Below are 15,581 nucleotides of genomic sequence, written 5' to 3'. Positions count from 1 at the left end.
TGCAGGCATACCGATAGTCGAGAAAACTTAATGTCCGGACGCTTTCGCCATCTTCCTCCGCTCGATACGTTAATTGCTTTCGAGTCCGTTGCCCGCTTGGGCAGTTTCACCCGCGCCGCCGATGAACTCTGCGTGACTCAAAGCGCGGTCAGTAAACAAGTGCGCACACTCGAGCAGGCACTGGGCGTCGCCCTGTTCATGCGGGGTGCACGGGGCGTCGAGCTTTCAACGGCGGGCGTGCTCTACCAGCAGGAGGTCGTGCCAGCACTGCAGCGCATCCATGTGACGGGGCAGCGGATTAGTACAACCCACCATCCCAATACAGTCACCGTCCTGGCGACCCATGCCGTCTCGCAGTTTTGGCTATTTCCACGCCTGCTCAGTTTCAATGCCGTGCACCCGGAAATCACCATCCACATCCACGCCAGTAACGAGATCATGCCTTTCATGGTTCCCGACCATGATCTGGCGATTCTCTATGGTGGCGGTGACTGGCCGAGCCTGGAGGCGACCGCGCTTATCCCCGAAGTCATCTATCCGGTGGCTCGCCCTGGGGTTGCAGGTAGTGCAGCGAAAACGCTCGAGGAGCTGGCAGGACTGCCACTAATCCAGTTGGCTTCGGCATGGGACTGTATCGAGTGGCGTGACTGGTTTGCTCACTTTGATATTGCCTACCAGTCGCCTAAGTCCGATCCCACCTTCAACCAACTCACTCTGACTTACGCTGCGATTCAACAAGGTGGGGGGATTGGCCTAGTTTGGGACTTCATGGCGGCCGAGGCGATAAATAAGGGCGAATTGGTGCGCGTGACTGATTTTTTGGTTGAAACCGGACTTGCCGAGTTCGTCGTGCATGACCTCGTCCGGCCAATGTCCGCAGCCACAACGCTATTCAGGGATTGGTTGATAGAGGGCGCCACGAATCGTTGCATCCCATCCCCACGCTCAGAGGTTTAACGACTGGAGCACAAACTTGGAACGGGCCAGAGTTAGAGCGCTGTGCGGCCGTTTGTGGGCGGTTGCTGCCCGCCACGACTGGTAGCAATGGGTCGACTACTGCCGGTCGCGACTGGCCGGAGTCGACCCGCTATAGGTAGCCCGTCCGTCTTCCGTAACGCTCGCTATGGCTGGCAGGTTGCTGTCAGCAAAGGCGGAACATGCACCCGAGGACTATGAATAAATCGACCAAAACGCGTGACGTTTGCCGCTTTAGCTTCGAGTTCACGGGTGCGCTTGCGCTCGATAACGAATACTCCGGGTTCACCGTCGTACCGGCTCGCCATGTTGCCAATTGAGTCATGCGGGTTACTGCCAGTGTTAATCGTTTCTGACACCCTGCTCTAAACGCGCTCTCACAGGCGAGCGAAGGCTTTGCGCCAGGCGTCGCAGCGCCCCGCATCGCGCACGTCATAGAGGCTCATGGCGGACTCGAGGTCCACACTGAATTCATCCTCATTGTCTTCTGCGAGCGCAGTCAGTCGCATCGTATACCAAGCCGTCACGCCGCCCGGAGGGGTTGTATCGAATTTCGGAAACGCCGGGTCGCCACCACCGACGCTCAACCAATCGCGCGCAAGATGCGGATTGAGCGCCATGGCACGGCCCACGCTCACCATGTCGACAGCGCCGCTCTCGACGGCGTCAACTGCTTGTTGCCGCGTCTTGAAGCCTCCGGTGGCCATGATTGGAATGGCGGTCGCCTGTTTCGCCCGGCGTGCAAAATCAAGGAAGTAGGGCCCGCTACCAGAGGTGCTATCGGAGCTTGCCGCAGCACCCGGAAAATAGGTTCCGCCGCTGATATCGATCAGGTCAATAGATGTCTGATCGAGGATGCGGACCACTTCCATAGCCTCGTCTTCGGTCAGTCCACCTTCCAGTTTATCGGTCGAGTTGATCTTGATAGCAATCGGGAACGAAGCGCCAACAGCCTGGCGAACCGCCTCTATCACCTCGCGAACGATGCGGAATCTCGCCGCGATTGACCCGCCATATCCGTCTGTCCGGCGATTGAACAACGGAGACAAGAATTGGCTTAACAGAAACCCGTGTCCGGCATGAATTTGCACCCCACCAAATCCTGCGCCTTTGGCGATTGTCGCAGCCCTTGCGTAGATGCCCGGCAGTTCCCCAATGTCTTCGAGGGTCATGCCCGCGCATTGCAGCCCTTCAATGTCCAGCGAGGAGGGGCCTTTTGCTCGACTGATCGGCAAATGGGCAAGCGCTCCGGCGTGTCCGAGTTGCGGCCAGAGATGCGCACCCTCAGTCGATCCCCGACGCGCCAAGGATCGCAACGCTTTTTGATCTGTATCCGGTCCCAGCACCAGATTTCCCGGTTTTTCGGGATAGCGCGGATCACCCTGCACCTCGCCAATCAGTGACAGTGCTGCGCCACCTTCCGCCCAGCGTTCATAGAGCCGTGCCTGCGCTGCGGTAGCATTGCCTTTCCCGTCACCAAGGGAATCCGACATTGCCGACTTTGTCAGTCGGTTTTTCAGAACCACGCCACAGGGAAGCTCAAGCGGGCGGCCCAACACATTTTCCGGGCCTGAGAAATCATGCATGGTCGTTGGCTGCGTCATCGGGCTTCTCCATCGTAATATTTCGTTTTTGTGCGCGACATGCCGTTCGTAGCCAGGTGGCGTATCAACGATCACGGCTTCAACAGTTCTTTCTCAAGCTCACTGAGAAACGCTTGGATGTTGCCTTCATTGCGCCGGTAAAACGTCCACTGTCCATGACGCTCAGCCACCACCAACCCAGCCTGCTTCAACACACCCATGTAGTTTGAGATCGTCGATTGCGACAACCCGGCCTTCTCTTGAATGTACGCAACACACACACCGTCCAAATCGGCATGCTCTGGCAGCGAGGGCGGAAAGTTCGACCGGTCTTTCAACCATTCAAGAATTCGGCGTCGCACAGGGTTGTTGAGGGCGGAAATCACGCTTTCAATATTCATAAATCAAGATATCTCGATATTTAGCTGAGAGTCAACCGCAGCATTTACTACGGCCGCCTCTCCGGTTTCGCCTGGATAGTGTCACAAGCATAAGTGAAGTCAGCTTTTGACACTTATCGCAGAATTGATGTGATCCAGTTTCAGCCACATTGGGCTCCGGCCGGCTGTCTACCGCCGGGTAGGCGGGGCGCAATCTTCAGAACTACACCTCAGGCAGCGTGCTTGGCACGTCCTGGTTGAAAGTGCAGAACGCCGCAATCGGTAAGCAACAGCTTGAGTCTGCGACTCATCAGGCATTTCGCCATAGCCGGCAATCGTCGGCGAAAAGTCGCGCCGAGTTGGCCCGTCGTTGTCGGTCGTGAAGAAAAGGGGACGCCCATTCGCCGGTCGTAAGTCGAGGCTAAAAGCCAACTCTCCCTGCAGTTTCTGCAAAAGCCCTCACTCGCCAAGCGAGCCGGTCGCCTACCGATCACCTTGACGAAGTTTTCACACAGACGCGTGCAAGGTAGCGCGCACCGCAGACAGTCCCCACTGGCAACGAACGGGACCCGCGCAGCGGCCTATTTCTCTGGCTCTATCTACGCTCGTCCTGAGCGACCAAGGTAATTGAACGATGAACAAACGGCAGTTCTTCGGCGTGTTGACGCTCCTCTGTGGCAGCAGCCTGACCTGGCAAACCCAAGCCGCGCCCCTGTTTTCCTGGGAACGTCTCAGCGATGCAAGCGTACGCGCCGCTCGCGAGCCGAGCACCTGGGCGCCCCTGGCGGCCGCCACGGTGATTGCCGGTGGTCATTGGGACAAGCAGTGGCAACGCTCGGCAGGCAAGCATCAATACGTGTTCGGCGAGGACGCCGAGGATATGAGCAACTCACTGCTGGGCGCCAGCACCCTGTTCTATGGCGTCAGCATGCTGATGGCCGCTCCGCCCGACCAGAACCTGGGGGAGGCCCTGGAGTGGAAGGCCAGCAACGTCGGCGTCCTGCTGGCCGATAAGGCCCTGGTGGATGGCATTGTCGGCGAATGGAAAACCCGCTCCGGGCGTGACCGACCGGACGGCGTGGCAGATGATTCATTTCCCTCCAAGCACAGTGCGACCACCGCCACCCAAACCACCCTGACCCGGCGCAATCTGGACTACATCGATATGAATCCTGGGATGCGCCAACTGGCTAAGGTCGGGCTCTACGGCATCGATGGCCTGACCGGCATTGCGCGCATCGAAGCGGATAAGCACTACCCGACCGACGTACTGGTCGGCATGGCGCTGGGAAATTTTCTCGCCAACCTCAGCTATAACCTGTTCCTCGAACAGCCTGCGTCCGAGTCATACAGCTTCTCCTTGCTCCCCACCCGCGAGGGTTTGACGCTTGGCAGCCAATTGCGCTTTTAACCGAACGGTTGCCGCAACGGGCATCTGCGCTAGGCGGGCGACAGGCCATGCTCACTCAGCCACGCCGGGTTGAACAAACGGCGCATGTAGAGCCCGCCACGGTCGCACAGCAAGGTCACCACCGTATGCCCGGGGCCCAGTTCGTGCGCGACCCGCACGGCGGCGACCAGATTGATGCCGGAGGAACCGCCGAGGAACAAGCCTTCCTCACGTAACAGGCGATAGACCATGCTCACGCAGCTCTGGTCATCGACCTGCACCGCGCCGTCGATCGGCGTGCCCTCCAAATTGGCGGTTATCCGGGTGTTACCTATGCCTTCGGTGATGGAGCTGCCCTCAGCCTGCAGTTCACCGCTCAGCACCCAGTGATAAAGCGCGCTGCCCATGGGGTCGGCGAGGACGATACGCACTTTGGGGTTACGCTCCTTGAGGTAGCGCGCGACGCCGGCCAGGGTGCCACCGGTGCCCGTGGCGCAGACAAAGGCGTCCACCTGACCCAGGGTGTCGTGCCAGATCTCCGGCCCGGTGCTGGTGTAGTGAGCCTGGCGGTTGGCCAGATTGTCGAACTGGTTGGCCCAGATCGCACCGGGCAGTTTGTGGGCCAGGCGGCCGGCGATCTTCTGATAGTTGTCCGGGTCCCGGTAGGGTTTCGGCGGTACCGGGCGCACCTCGGCACCGAGCACGCGCAGCAGTTCCAGTTTCTCCTGGGATTGGTTGTCGGGAATCACGATGATGCAACGGTAACCGCGCGTGGCGCAGATGTGCGCGAGACCGATGCCGGTGTTGCCGGCCGTCCCCTCGACCACTATGCCGCCGGGGCGGAGTGCGCCACGTTTCTCGGCGTCGAGCACGATGGACATGGCGGCGCGGTCTTTCACCGAACCGCCGGGGTTGAGGAACTCGGCCTTGCCGAGAATCTCACAACCGGTCTCGCGGCTGAGCCGCTCGAGGCGGATCAACGGGGTGTTGCCGATGCTGCCGATAAAACCTTCACGGATGTCCATGCCGCACCTCCATCAGGCGCACGGGGAAATGCCGTTTTACTGACTCAGTCTAGCGCCTGAGCGGCGGATGGCACGCCGCCACGTCTGCACACGGGTGTTTTCAGCCGCGCCGCCCCGGCCTCATTTGTAACCTAGGTGAGCACAGACGGCAGTGGCCAACATCTTGCGACGGCCACGGCCCACGTTCTCCCTTTCGTGAGCAATAGCCGATGGAATTCTCTTTGACCGCAGCCACTGGCAATCACCGGACAGTCCTGGCCGGCACTGGCCACGCTGCTGAGCGGGCTGCAGCTTTATCTGTGACAACAGCTGCGCCAACGCCAGCAGTTACATCGCCTGCGGTGAGGCCTGTAGCAGCGAGGTAGCCCGGATAACCATTGGTTTCCACCCTATGCGAACTTGAGCGCTATGCAGGGTGGAAAGCCGCGGAGCGTTTTCCACAGGGTCTAATCCAAGTACCTCGCTGTACAGGCCGCGCGGGTATCCGTAGGCGTAGACCGGCTAATGGCTGCCCCCTTTTACGCGTCGGTTTCTGCATTGACATTCGAGACGGTCGGTCTAATATGGCGCCATGACTATCGCCAAACCGCAGGCCCGTCGCGGCCGCCCGCCAAAAATCGAACGAGAGCACGCCGACACACGCGAGGTGCTGCTGCGTTGCGGCATGGAAATACTGACCGAGCAGGGCTTTGCAGCCACGGGTATCGACGCCGTCCTCAAGCGGGTCAGCGTCCCCAAGGGCTCGTTCTATCACTACTTCGATAGTAAGGAAGCCTTCGGGCAGGCGGTGTTGCGACGCTACGCAGATTATTTTGCCCGCAAGCTGGATCGCTGGCTGCTGAATGAGACGGAGCCCCCCCTCCAGCGCCTGCGCAATTTTGTCGAGGACGCCAAGACGGGCATGGCCAAGCACCAGTTCCGCCGAGGCTGCCTGGTCGGGAATCTCGGCCAGGAGATCATTGTCCTGCCCGAGAGCTTTCGCAATGAGTTGGAGGCGGTCCTGCTCGACTGGCAGAGGCGTCTGGCTACCTGCTTGCGCCAGGCAGTCAGTCAGAGGCAGATAAACGTAGACAGTGATTGCGAAGCCCTCGCCGCCTATTTCTGGATCGGTTGGGAAGGGGCAGTACTACGCGCCAGGCTGGTACAGGATGTGCGGCCGCTGGATGTATTTATGAATGGTTTTCTCGCCGGCATTACACGGTGATTCTTCTTCGATAATTAATAGACGATCGGTCTAAATAGGAGCTAGCAATGTTCAAGGCAATTCTTATTGAGAAAGACGCAGATGCTTACCAGGCTCGTTTGACTGAACTGGATGATGCACAGCTTCCCGAGGTGGATGTCACCGTCCGCGTGGCCTTCAGCACACTGAACTACAAGGATGGTCTGGCCATCAGCGGCAGCAGCCCGGTCGTTCGCCGGTTTCCAATGGTTCCCGGCATCGACTTGGCCGGAACCGTTGAAACCAGCAGCCACCCTGACTACAAAACCGGTGACCGGGTCCTGCTCAACGGCTGGGGCGTGGGCGAAGAGCATTGGGGAGGACTGGCGCAGAAGGCCAGGCTGCGTGGTGACTGGCTGATCCCCCTACCCAAGGCGTTAAGCGAGCGCCAGGCAATGGCGATCGGAACCGCAGGCTACACCGCAATGCTCTGCCTGATGGCGCTGGAGCGCCACGGCCTGACGCCGGAGTGCGGCGAGGTGCTGGTGACGGGCGCCAATGGTGGGGTTGGCAGCTTCGCCATCGCGCTGCTGGCGCGTCAAGGCTACTCCGTGATCGCCGCCACCGGCCGTCCGGCCGAAGCGGACTACCTGAAACGCCTGGGCGCAACGACCATCATCGATCGCGCCGAACTGTCCAGCCCCGGACGCGCATTGGCAAAAGAGCGTTGGGCGGCGGCGATCGACTCTGTTGGCAGCCATACCCTCGCCAACGTGTGCGCGGGCACTCGCGCAGATGGCCTGGTCGCTGCGTGCGGCTTGGCTCAAGGCATGGACTTTCCGGCGACTGTGGCGCCCTTCATCCTGCGCGGCGTTAGCCTGCTTGGCATCAACAGCGTCACCCGTCCTTACAAGGAGCGCGTTGAGGCCTGGGAGCGCCTCTGCACTGGCTTGGACCTGGCACAACTGGATGAAATCACCCGCGAGATCGGCCTGAGTGAAGCCATACCGGTTGCACACGAGTTACTCGACGGCAAGGTTCGGGGCCGTGTGGTAGTGGATGTGAATCGGTGAGCACCAAGTACACCGACCTGCAGGCTGAATCGCATTAAGGTTTTTAGCGGCTATGTCCCAGTTCCGTGTTGAAACGTGCCGCCCGGCTAGGCGCTGCGCGGGGGGGGGGGCGATGATTCGTAGGGTGGGTTCGGCGCATGACTGCAGGCTGTTGGCTGGTGCGTAGTCGGTTGCGCCGTAACCCACCGGATGAGGTAGGCCGACAACCGCTTGGTGGGTTACGCGGCGCGCAGTTTGCGCAGTTGATTTTCAGCCTCTGCTCAGCGCCACTAACCTGCGCGGCCCGACCCACCCGACAAAGAACCTGTTCTCGCCTATCCAGGTGCCGAGCCGCTTCGATTTATTCAGGATTAGCCTGCCCCAGCTGCTCCTTGCAGTAATCCATAAACAGCTGCGCCGGCTTGGTCAGTTGGGCGCGCTTGAGCCAGGCGGCCACCAGGCCGGAGGTGCTGACCTGCTCGGCGATGTCCACTGCCACCACCTTCTTGCCGTCGTAGGTGCATTCGGAGTGTGGCCGGGTTACCAGCAGCGAGAAGCCGAAGCCCTGGCCGACCATGCCGCGAACCATCTCGATCGACGGCGAGCTGAAGACGATGTTCGGGGTCAGGTCCAGCTCGGTGAAGAGGCTGACGAAGTAGCTGCGACTCGGCAGCACGTCGAGCAGGATCATCGGTTCCAGGCACAGGTCGCGCAGTGACACCTGGGTCTGCTCGGTGAAACGGTGCCCCTCGGGCAGCAGCGCGTAGGGTTTTTGCGGCGGCATCAAGGGCTCGGTTTCGATGGTGTTGTCGAGGTCGTGTTCGTAGAGAAAGGCCAGGTCGAAGGTGCCGGCGGTGAGGCCCTGGACCAGCTCCTGTTGCTCGCCGTCGCGCAGGCGGATTTCCACGCCTGGGTAGAGGGCGGTGAACCCGGCGATCAGGCGCGGCAGGTACAGCGGCGCCACCGTCTCGAAGCAGCCGATGTCGATCTGCCCGGCCACTATGTCGTTATCCGCCAGGGCGTTCTGCTCGAACTCGTGGGCCATGCGCAGCAGCTCCTGCGCCTTGCGATAGAAGCGCGCGCCGCTCGGGGTGAGCGACACGCCCTGGGCATGGTGACGAATGAGCAGCTGCACGCCGAAGTTTTCCTCCAGCCCCTTGATCGCGGTGGAGATCGACGGCTGGGCGATATACAGCTTGCGCGAGGCCTCGGCGACGCTGCCGGCCTCCACGGTGGTCACGAAATACTTGAGTTGACGCAAGGTATAGGTAGCCACGCAAACCTCTGCTGGGTTGTTGCTGCCCGGCTCTCGGGCAGTCTGTTGGACCGGGTTGCGGCGGGCTTGGCTGTCCGCCTGGTTCCGCCACGCCAGCCGCATGCACTGCACACGCGCTGGCGTAGGGCAGCGTTAAGTCCGACAGGCTCCTAGGGTCGCCCGAGTCTGCACCATACCTCAGCTGCGCGGCTGGGGAGCGCTCGCTCTGCCGAGCTTTTTTATAGGCCCCGAGCATATTTTTACTAATTTTCCTCTGCGGTCTTCTGCCGCACCATCTCCCTCAATCCAACCACAAGCTCGACCGTAGTGGTGGTCGATGAGGGAGTGCAGCGTGTTAGATCTCAGCTATTGGCAACAGCGGGCGGCCCGCCAAGGGTTTATCGACAAGGCACTGATCGGCGGCCGGCAGGTGGCTGCCGCCTCCGGGCTCAGCTTCGACGCGATCAATCCGGCGACCAACCAGCTGCTGGCCCAGGTGACCGCCTGCGGCGAGGTCGAGGTCGACCTGGCGGTACGCAGCGCCCGCCAGGCCTTTGAACAGGGCTCCTGGGCGCGGATGGCGCCGGGTGAGCGCAAGAAAATTCTGCTGCGTTTGGCCGAGTTGATTCTGCAGCACCGCGAGGAACTGGCGCTGCTCGACTCGCTGAACATGGGCAAGCCGGTGATGGATGCCTTCAATATCGACGTGCCCGGCGCCGCCCATGTGTTCGCCTGGTATGGCGAAAGCCTGGACAAGCTCTACGGCCAGGTCGCGCCCACCGCGCAGAACGTGCTGGCGACCATCACCCGCGTACCGCTCGGGGTGGTCGCCGCCGTGGTGCCGTGGAACTTCCCGCTGGACATGGCCGCCTGGAAGCTCGCGCCGGCGCTGGCGTCGGGCAACAGCGTGGTGCTCAAGCCGGCGGAGCAGTCGCCGTTCTCCGCCCTGCGTCTGGGCGAATTGGCCCTGGAAGCCGGCATCCCGGAAGGCGTGCTGAATGTGCTGCCGGGCCTCGGTGAGAGCGCCGGCAAGGCCTTGGGCCTGCACCCGGATGTCGACTGTCTGGTGTTCACCGGCTCGACTCAGGTCGGCAAGTACTTCATGCAGTACGCGGCGCAGTCGAACCTCAAACAGGTGTGGCTGGAGTGCGGCGGCAAGAGCCCGAGCCTGGTCTTCGATGATTGCCAGGACCTCGATCTGGCGGCGGAAAAAGCCGCCTTCGCGATCTTCTTCAACCAGGGCGAGGTCTGTTCGGCCAACTCGCGCCTGCTGGTCCAGCGCTCGATCCACGATGAGTTCGTCGAGCGCCTGATCGACAAGGCCCGTCAGTGGCAGCCGGGCGATCCACTCGACCCCAGCAGCCGCGCCGGTGCCCTGGTCGATGCTGGCCAGACGGCTGGCGTGATGGGCTTTATCGAGGGCGCCCGTGCCGAGGGCGCGAAGCTGGTGTATGGCGGCGAGCGCCTGAGCATCAACGGTTCGAGCAACTTCGTGCAGCCCACGCTATTTACCGGGGTCAGCGCCGAGATGCGCTTGGCCCGTGAGGAAGTGTTCGGCCCGGTACTGGCGATCAGCGCCTTCGACGACGAAGACCAGGCGGTGCGCCTGGCCAACGACAGCCTCTACGGCCTGGCCGCCTCTGTGTGGAGTGATGACCTCAACCGCGCTCACCGCGTCGCCCGCCGACTGAACGCCGGCACGGTGTCGGTCAACACGGTGGACGCCCTGGATGTGACGGTGCCGTTCGGCGGCGGCAAGCAGTCCGGCTTTGGTCGCGACCTGTCGCTGCATTCCTTCGATAAGTACACCCAGCTGAAAACCACCTGGTTTCAGTTGCGTTAACCAGTCAGTGCGTTCCTTACAACAACAATAGAGGGCAAGACAATGACGCAGGATATAAGTGTTCCGCTGCAAGGTGCGGCCGCCGCACCACGGGTAAAGGGGGCGCGCAAGGCACTGGGCCTGGGTTCCCTGCTGGCCGTGGCCATCGGCCTGGTGGTCTCGCAAGGGGTCATGGTGATCATGCTGCAAGGCGCCGGGATCGCCGGGTTGGGCTTTATCGTGCCGCTGGGCCTGGCCTATCTGCTGGCTCTGAGCTACGCCTTTTCCTTTTCCGAGCTGGCGCTGATGATCCCGCGTGCGGGCAGCCTGAGCAGTTATACCGAGGTCGCGATCGGCCAGTTCCCGGCCATTCTCGCCACCTTCTCCGGCTACATAGTAGTGGCCATGTTCGCGTTGTCGGCCGAGCTGCTGCTGCTCGATCTGATCATCGATAAGGTCTACCCCGGCGCATTGCCGTCGATGACGGTGGCCTACGGCGTGTTAGGCCTGTTCACCGTGCTTAACCTGCTCAATATCGACATCTTCGCTCGCCTGCAGTCCGTGCTGGCGCTGGTGATGGTGGTGGTGTTGCTGTTGCTCGGGTTTAGCGCGGTCGCTCACGAGAACGCCGCCCCCATAGCCAGCCTTAGCCTGGAAGGCTGGAACCCTATGGGTCTGGGCGTTCTGGCGCTAACCGCGTTGGCCATCTGGGGCTTCGTTGGCGCCGAATTCGTTTGCCCGCTGGTGGAAGAATCGCGCCGGCCGGAGCGCAATATTCCGCGCTCGATGATCATCGGCCTGAGCGTGATTTTCGTCACCATCAGCCTCTACTGCCTGGGTGCGCTACTGATGGTGCCGCAGGCAGAACTGGCGAGTAACGGCCTGCCTCACTATCTGTTCGCCACCGCGGTATTCGGCGAAACCGGTCAGCTGCTGTTGGTGACCGCCGCCATCACCGCCACCTGCAGCACGCTCAATACCTCGTTGGCGGCTATCCCGCGCATGCTCAGCGGCATGGCGCAGAACGGTCAGGCGTTTCCCTGCTTCAAACGCCTTAGCGCACGTACCGGCGCGCCCTGGGTGGCCGTATTGTTTGTCGCCGCCATCACCGGCTTGCCGATCCTGCTGATGGGTGTCGATTCGATCAATCTGCTGCTGATTGCCGCCGCGCTGGCCTGGCTGCTGGCCTACATCATCGTCCACGTCGATGTGATCGTCCTGCGCATGCGTTATCCAGATCTGGCGCGGCCGTTCCGCACGCCGTTCTACCCGCTGCCACAAGTGTTCGGCATCGTCGGCATGCTCTATGCCGCCTGGTATGCCTCGCCCTCGCCGGAGCTGACCACGCAGATTTTCACCAGCGCTGGAGTAGTGCTGGGCATCGTCTCGCTGATCGCCGTGCTGTGGATCAAGTGCGTGATGCGCAAACCGCTGTTCAGCCCGGAGCCGATCGACAAGGTGCTGAACCCGAACCAAGCCTGAAGGCCGCAGCGCGGTCCTAGTGTTATTGCCTGTTGTCGGGCAGAGGAGAGTTGTAATGAATGCGCAAATCAAACCAAGCCGTGAAACCCGTGATTACCAGGCCCTGGACGCCGCCCACCATATCCATGGCTTTGTCGACCAGAAGGCGCTGAATGCCGAAGGCCCGCGGGTGATGGTGAAAGGCGAGGGCTTGTACCTCTGGGATAACGACGGCAATCGCTACCTCGATGGCATGTCCGGCCTGTGGTGCACCAACCTCGGTTACGGCCGTAAGGACCTCACGGCCGCCGCGACTCGGCAGATGGAGCAGTTGGCGTACTACAACATGTTCTTCCACACCACCCACCCAGCGGTGGTGGAACTGTCCGAGCTACTGTTCAGCCTGCTGCCCGGCCACTACAGCCATGCGATCTATACCAACTCGGGCTCCGAGGCCAACGAGGTGCTGATCCGCACGGTACGGCGCTACTGGCAGATTCTCGGCAAGCCGGAGAAGAAGGTGATGATCGGCCGCTGGAACGGCTACCACGGCTCGACCCTGGCCAGCACCGCGCTGGGCGGCATGAAGTTCATGCACGAAATGGGCGGCATGCTGCCGGATATCGAACATATCGACGAGCCCTACTGGTACGCCCAGGGCGGTGAGCTGACTCCGGCCGAGTTCGGTCGCCGCTGCGCCCTGCAACTGGAGGAGAAGATTCTCCAGCTGGGCGCGGACAAGGTTGCCGGCTTCATCGCCGAGCCGTTCCAGGGTGCCGGCGGCATGATCTTCCCGCCGGAAAGCTACTGGCCGGAGGTCCAGCGCATCTGCCGCCAATACGACGTGCTGCTGTGCGCCGACGAAGTGATCGGCGGTTTCGGCCGTACCGGCGAGTGGTTCGCCCATGAGTACTTCGGCTTCGAACCGGACACCCTGTCGATCGCCAAGGGCCTGACCTCGGGCTATATCCCCATGGGCGGCCTGGTGCTGTCCAAGCGCATCGCCGAGGTACTGGTGGAGCAGGGCGGGGTGTTCGCCCACGGCCTGACCTACTCCGGGCACCCGGTCGCCGCCGCCGTGGCGTTGGCCAATATCAAGGCGCTGCGCGACGAAGGCGTGGTCAGCCAGGTGAAGAACGACACCGGCCCCTACCTGCAGCAGTGTTTGCGGCAGGTGTTCGGTGACCATCCGCTGGTCGGCGAGATCCAGGGCACCGGCCTGGTCGCCGCGCTGCAGTTCGCCGAAGACAAGGCGACCCGCAAACGCTTCGCCAACGAGAGCGACATCACCTGGCGCTGCCGCACCATCGGCTTCGAGGAAGGCCTGATCATCCGCTCCACCCTCGGTCGGATGATCATGGCGCCGGCCCTGGTGGCCACGCGCGGCGAGCTGGACGAACTGGTGGAGAAGACCAAGCGCGCGGTGGACCGCACCGCGCAGGAAATGGGTGTGCTCTAGCGTACCCAGCACCCAGCACCCAGCACCCAGCACCCAGCACCCAGAAAGCCCTGTGCCCCTCCTTGCCGAGGGGCGCAGGGCTTTCCGCAAAATGGCTACTGCAACTATTGGCGCATCAATGCTCGCGCACTGTATGTTCTGGCGTCTCTTTGGGCTTGCCGGCTTACCGCCAGGCGGTTAAGTCGTTGGCCATACGCCCCGGCTGTCGCAGTAGATGGGGCGTTGTTATGGGTTCGAGTCGCGCGCTCTGAATCTACCAGTGGGGCGTGCCGGGATGTGCCTGGCAACAGTTGCCCTAAACACAGACCGTTGGTCTGATTGCCTTATCTCCCGGCGCGCTTCAAGCTAGCCGATTGCTGCTGGGCAGCGGTACGGATTTCAGGTGATAGGCAGATGACGTCGTTAGGACGGACTACGTTTTGGATCATGGTGGGCGGGTCGCTGATCCTCGCCCTGTCGTTGGGCACTCGGCACGGCTTCGGCCTGTTCTTGTCGCCGATGAGTGCCGAGTTCGGCTGGGGCCGCGAGGTGTTCGCCTTCTCCATTGCCCTGCAAAACCTGGTCTGGGGCCTGGCTCAGCCCTTTACCGGTGCGCTGGCCGACCGCCTGGGGGCCAAGCGCACAATCATCGCCGGTGGCGTGCTGTATGCCGTTGGCCTGGTCTTGATGGGCCTGGCGGACTCGCCCGGGTCGCTGTCGCTGAGCGCCGGTCTGCTGATCGGCCTGGGCCTGTCCGGCACGTCGTTCTCGGTAATTCTCGGCGCGATCGGTCGCGCCGTGCCGGTGGAGAAACGCAGCATGGCCATGGGCATCGCCAGTGCGGCGGGCTCGTTCGGTCAGTTCGCCATGTTGCCGGGCACCCTGGGTCTGATTGGCTGGCTCGGCTGGTCGACGGCGTTGTTGGTGCTGGGCCTGCTGGTTGCCTTGATCGTGCCGCTGGCGAGCATGATCAAGGATCACCCGCTGCCGGTGCTCGGCCATGAGCAGACCCTGCGTGAGGCGGTGCGTGAGGCCTGTGGCCACTCCGGGTTCTGGTTACTGTCGCTAGGTTTTTTCGTCTGTGGTTTTCAGGTGGTGTTCATCGGCGTGCATCTACCGGCTTATCTGGTCGATCAGCACCTGCCGGCGCTGGTCGGCACCACGGTGTTGGCACTGATTGGCTTGTTCAATGTGTTCGGTACCTACTTTTCCGGTTGGCTCGGTGGACGCATGTCCAAGCCGCGTTTGCTCAGCGCCCTGTATCTGGCGCGGGCGGTGGTGATTGCAGCCTTCGTCATGGCCCCGCTGACCACCTGGAGCGCCTATGCCTTCGGCATCGCCATGGGCCTGTTGTGGTTGTCCACGGTGCCCTTGACCAACGGCACGGTGGCGACCATGTTTGGCGTGCGCAACTTGTCGATGCTCGGCGGCATCGTCTACCTGTTCCATCAGATAGGTGCCTTTCTCGGAGGCTGGCTAGGCGGCTATATGTACGATAAAACCGGCAATTATGACCTGGTTTGGCAGATATCCATTCTCCTCAGTCTGCTGGCAGCAGCGCTGAACTGGCCGGTGCGCGAGCAGCCGGTGGCGCGTCTGCAAGACGCTGGAGTCGAAGCATGAACACGCGATATTGGCTGGGCGGCGGTCTGCTGGCTGCCGCCGCGCTCGCGCTGCTGGCGCTGATCTGGTGGGGTTGGCAGCAGAGCGGTTTGGCGTTTTTGCAGCTCGGCTTGGGCATCTGCTAGGCGTTGCGCCATAGCTTGACCTTTCCCAGTCGGTAGTGGCCTGTGTGGCTAGTTCAATTAGTCGATTTCGGCGTTTGAGACCCCAATACTGCGTTGCCGCTCCTCGCCATAGCCCACTATGACTCGTCGCGGCGCCTGGTCTTGGAACCTCAACCATCCGAACTTGAGTTAACCAACTAACCGTACAGGCCACTAGCTCGTCACACTCCCGCCGTATTCACCCATCTGGGCGATGGGCCGGTGCTCCTCACCTCCTTAGACTCTTGGCACGCCGGACGCAGTCTCCCGGC

13 protein-coding genes are annotated in these 15,581 nt (G+C 61.8%); 9 read left to right on the top strand and 4 right to left on the bottom strand.

Going from position 1 to position 15,581, the window contains the following annotated elements:
* Nucleotides 1-30 precede the first annotated feature (30 nt).
* Complete coding sequence (locus tag B2D37_RS08700) at nt 31-957, top strand: LysR substrate-binding domain-containing protein (RefSeq protein WP_079202318.1); 927 nt, start codon at nt 31-33, stop codon at nt 955-957.
* A gap of 395 nt (nt 958-1,352) precedes the next feature.
* Here the strand turns inward: B2D37_RS08700 and B2D37_RS08695 are convergent, their stop codons facing one another.
* Together B2D37_RS08695 and B2D37_RS08690 are read right to left on the bottom strand one after the other, a co-directional pair.
* On the bottom strand, nt 1,353-2,579 hold the full coding sequence (locus B2D37_RS08695; protein ID WP_079202317.1) for an NADH:flavin oxidoreductase/NADH oxidase family protein: 1,227 nt from the start codon (nt 2,577-2,579) through the stop codon (nt 1,353-1,355).
* Between the two features lie 71 nt (nt 2,580-2,650).
* Nucleotides 2,651-2,959 carry a helix-turn-helix transcriptional regulator gene (locus tag B2D37_RS08690; protein WP_079202316.1) on the bottom strand — a complete coding sequence of 103 codons (309 nt, stop codon included), beginning with the start codon at nt 2,957-2,959 and terminating at the stop codon, nt 2,651-2,653.
* A 613-nt stretch (nt 2,960-3,572) separates the two neighbouring features.
* Here B2D37_RS08690 and B2D37_RS08685 point away from each other — a divergent pair.
* Nucleotides 3,573-4,349 carry a phosphatase PAP2 family protein gene (locus tag B2D37_RS08685; RefSeq protein ID WP_079202315.1) on the top strand — a complete coding sequence of 259 codons (777 nt, stop codon included), beginning with the start codon at nt 3,573-3,575 and terminating at the stop codon, nt 4,347-4,349.
* Between the two features lie 29 nt (nt 4,350-4,378).
* On the opposite strand, the gene B2D37_RS08680 is transcribed toward B2D37_RS08685, so the two are convergent.
* On the bottom strand, nt 4,379-5,353 hold the full coding sequence (locus tag B2D37_RS08680; RefSeq protein WP_079202314.1) for a cysteine synthase A: 975 nt from the start codon (nt 5,351-5,353) through the stop codon (nt 4,379-4,381).
* A 571-nt stretch (nt 5,354-5,924) separates the two neighbouring features.
* Between B2D37_RS08680 and B2D37_RS08675 the strand changes: the two genes are divergently transcribed.
* Nucleotides 5,925-6,557: a TetR/AcrR family transcriptional regulator gene (locus tag B2D37_RS08675; protein ID WP_177345200.1), complete on the top strand. Its 633-nt coding sequence runs from the start codon at nt 5,925-5,927 to the stop codon at nt 6,555-6,557.
* A gap of 47 nt (nt 6,558-6,604) precedes the next feature.
* Nucleotides 6,605-7,588, top strand: coding sequence for an MDR family oxidoreductase (locus B2D37_RS08670; protein WP_079202313.1), 984 nt, complete (start codon nt 6,605-6,607; stop codon nt 7,586-7,588).
* Nucleotides 7,589-7,928: 340 nt separating this feature from the next.
* Here B2D37_RS08670 and B2D37_RS08665 read toward each other — a convergent pair whose 3' ends face one another.
* Nucleotides 7,929-8,843, bottom strand: coding sequence for a LysR family transcriptional regulator (locus B2D37_RS08665; protein WP_079204940.1), 915 nt, complete (start codon nt 8,841-8,843; stop codon nt 7,929-7,931).
* A gap of 331 nt (nt 8,844-9,174) precedes the next feature.
* Between B2D37_RS08665 and B2D37_RS08660 the strand changes: the two genes are divergently transcribed.
* From B2D37_RS08660 to B2D37_RS23605, 5 genes are all read left to right on the top strand, one after another.
* Nucleotides 9,175-10,665 carry an aldehyde dehydrogenase gene (locus B2D37_RS08660; RefSeq protein ID WP_079202312.1) on the top strand — a complete coding sequence of 497 codons (1,491 nt, stop codon included), beginning with the start codon at nt 9,175-9,177 and terminating at the stop codon, nt 10,663-10,665.
* A gap of 42 nt (nt 10,666-10,707) precedes the next feature.
* The gene (locus tag B2D37_RS08655; protein WP_079202311.1) at nt 10,708-12,126 is read left to right on the top strand and encodes an APC family permease; all 1,419 of its coding nucleotides are present in this window, start codon (nt 10,708-10,710) and stop codon (nt 12,124-12,126) included.
* 55 nt (nt 12,127-12,181) lie between these two features.
* Entirely contained in the window at nt 12,182-13,564 is a 1,383-nt protein-coding gene (locus B2D37_RS08650) for an aspartate aminotransferase family protein (protein WP_079202310.1), read from the top strand.
* Between the two features lie 393 nt (nt 13,565-13,957).
* Entirely contained in the window at nt 13,958-15,166 is a 1,209-nt protein-coding gene (locus tag B2D37_RS08645) for an MFS transporter (protein ID WP_079202309.1), read from the top strand.
* Entirely contained in the window at nt 15,163-15,291 is a 129-nt protein-coding gene (locus tag B2D37_RS23605) for a hypothetical protein (RefSeq protein WP_256573162.1), read from the top strand. Before B2D37_RS08645 ends, B2D37_RS23605 begins: the two co-directional genes overlap by 4 nt.
* Nucleotides 15,292-15,581 lie beyond the last annotated feature (290 nt).

The organism is Pseudomonas sp. CC6-YY-74, assembly GCF_002025205.1.
GTDB classification, from domain to species: domain Bacteria; phylum Pseudomonadota; class Gammaproteobacteria; order Pseudomonadales; family Pseudomonadaceae; genus Aquipseudomonas; species Aquipseudomonas paeninsulae.
This window is presented reverse-complemented; position numbering and strand designations above follow the sequence as displayed.

Excerpts from the sequence above, each read along its gene's own strand:
- B2D37_RS08690 (WP_079202316.1), bottom strand. The coding sequence starts at position 2,959 with ATGAATATTGAAAGCGTGATTTCCGCCCTCAACAACCCTGTGCGACGC.
- B2D37_RS08685 (WP_079202315.1), top strand. The coding sequence starts at position 3,573 with ATGAACAAACGGCAGTTCTTCGGCGTGTTGACGCTCCTCTGTGGCAGC.
- B2D37_RS08645 (WP_079202309.1), top strand. The coding sequence starts at position 13,958 with ATGACGTCGTTAGGACGGACTACGTTTTGGATCATGGTGGGCGGGTCG.
- B2D37_RS08700 (WP_079202318.1), top strand. The coding sequence starts at position 31 with ATGTCCGGACGCTTTCGCCATCTTCCTCCGCTCGATACGTTAATTGCT.
- B2D37_RS08675 (WP_177345200.1), top strand. The coding sequence starts at position 5,925 with ATGACTATCGCCAAACCGCAGGCCCGTCGCGGCCGCCCGCCAAAAATC.
- B2D37_RS08680 (WP_079202314.1), bottom strand. The coding sequence starts at position 5,353 with ATGGACATCCGTGAAGGTTTTATCGGCAGCATCGGCAACACCCCGTTG.
- B2D37_RS23605 (WP_256573162.1), top strand. The coding sequence starts at position 15,163 with ATGAACACGCGATATTGGCTGGGCGGCGGTCTGCTGGCTGCCGCCGCG.
- B2D37_RS08670 (WP_079202313.1), top strand. The coding sequence starts at position 6,605 with ATGTTCAAGGCAATTCTTATTGAGAAAGACGCAGATGCTTACCAGGCT.
- B2D37_RS08655 (WP_079202311.1), top strand. The coding sequence starts at position 10,708 with ATGACGCAGGATATAAGTGTTCCGCTGCAAGGTGCGGCCGCCGCACCA.
- B2D37_RS08695 (WP_079202317.1), bottom strand. The coding sequence starts at position 2,579 with ATGACGCAGCCAACGACCATGCATGATTTCTCAGGCCCGGAAAATGTG.
- B2D37_RS08650 (WP_079202310.1), top strand. The coding sequence starts at position 12,182 with ATGAATGCGCAAATCAAACCAAGCCGTGAAACCCGTGATTACCAGGCC.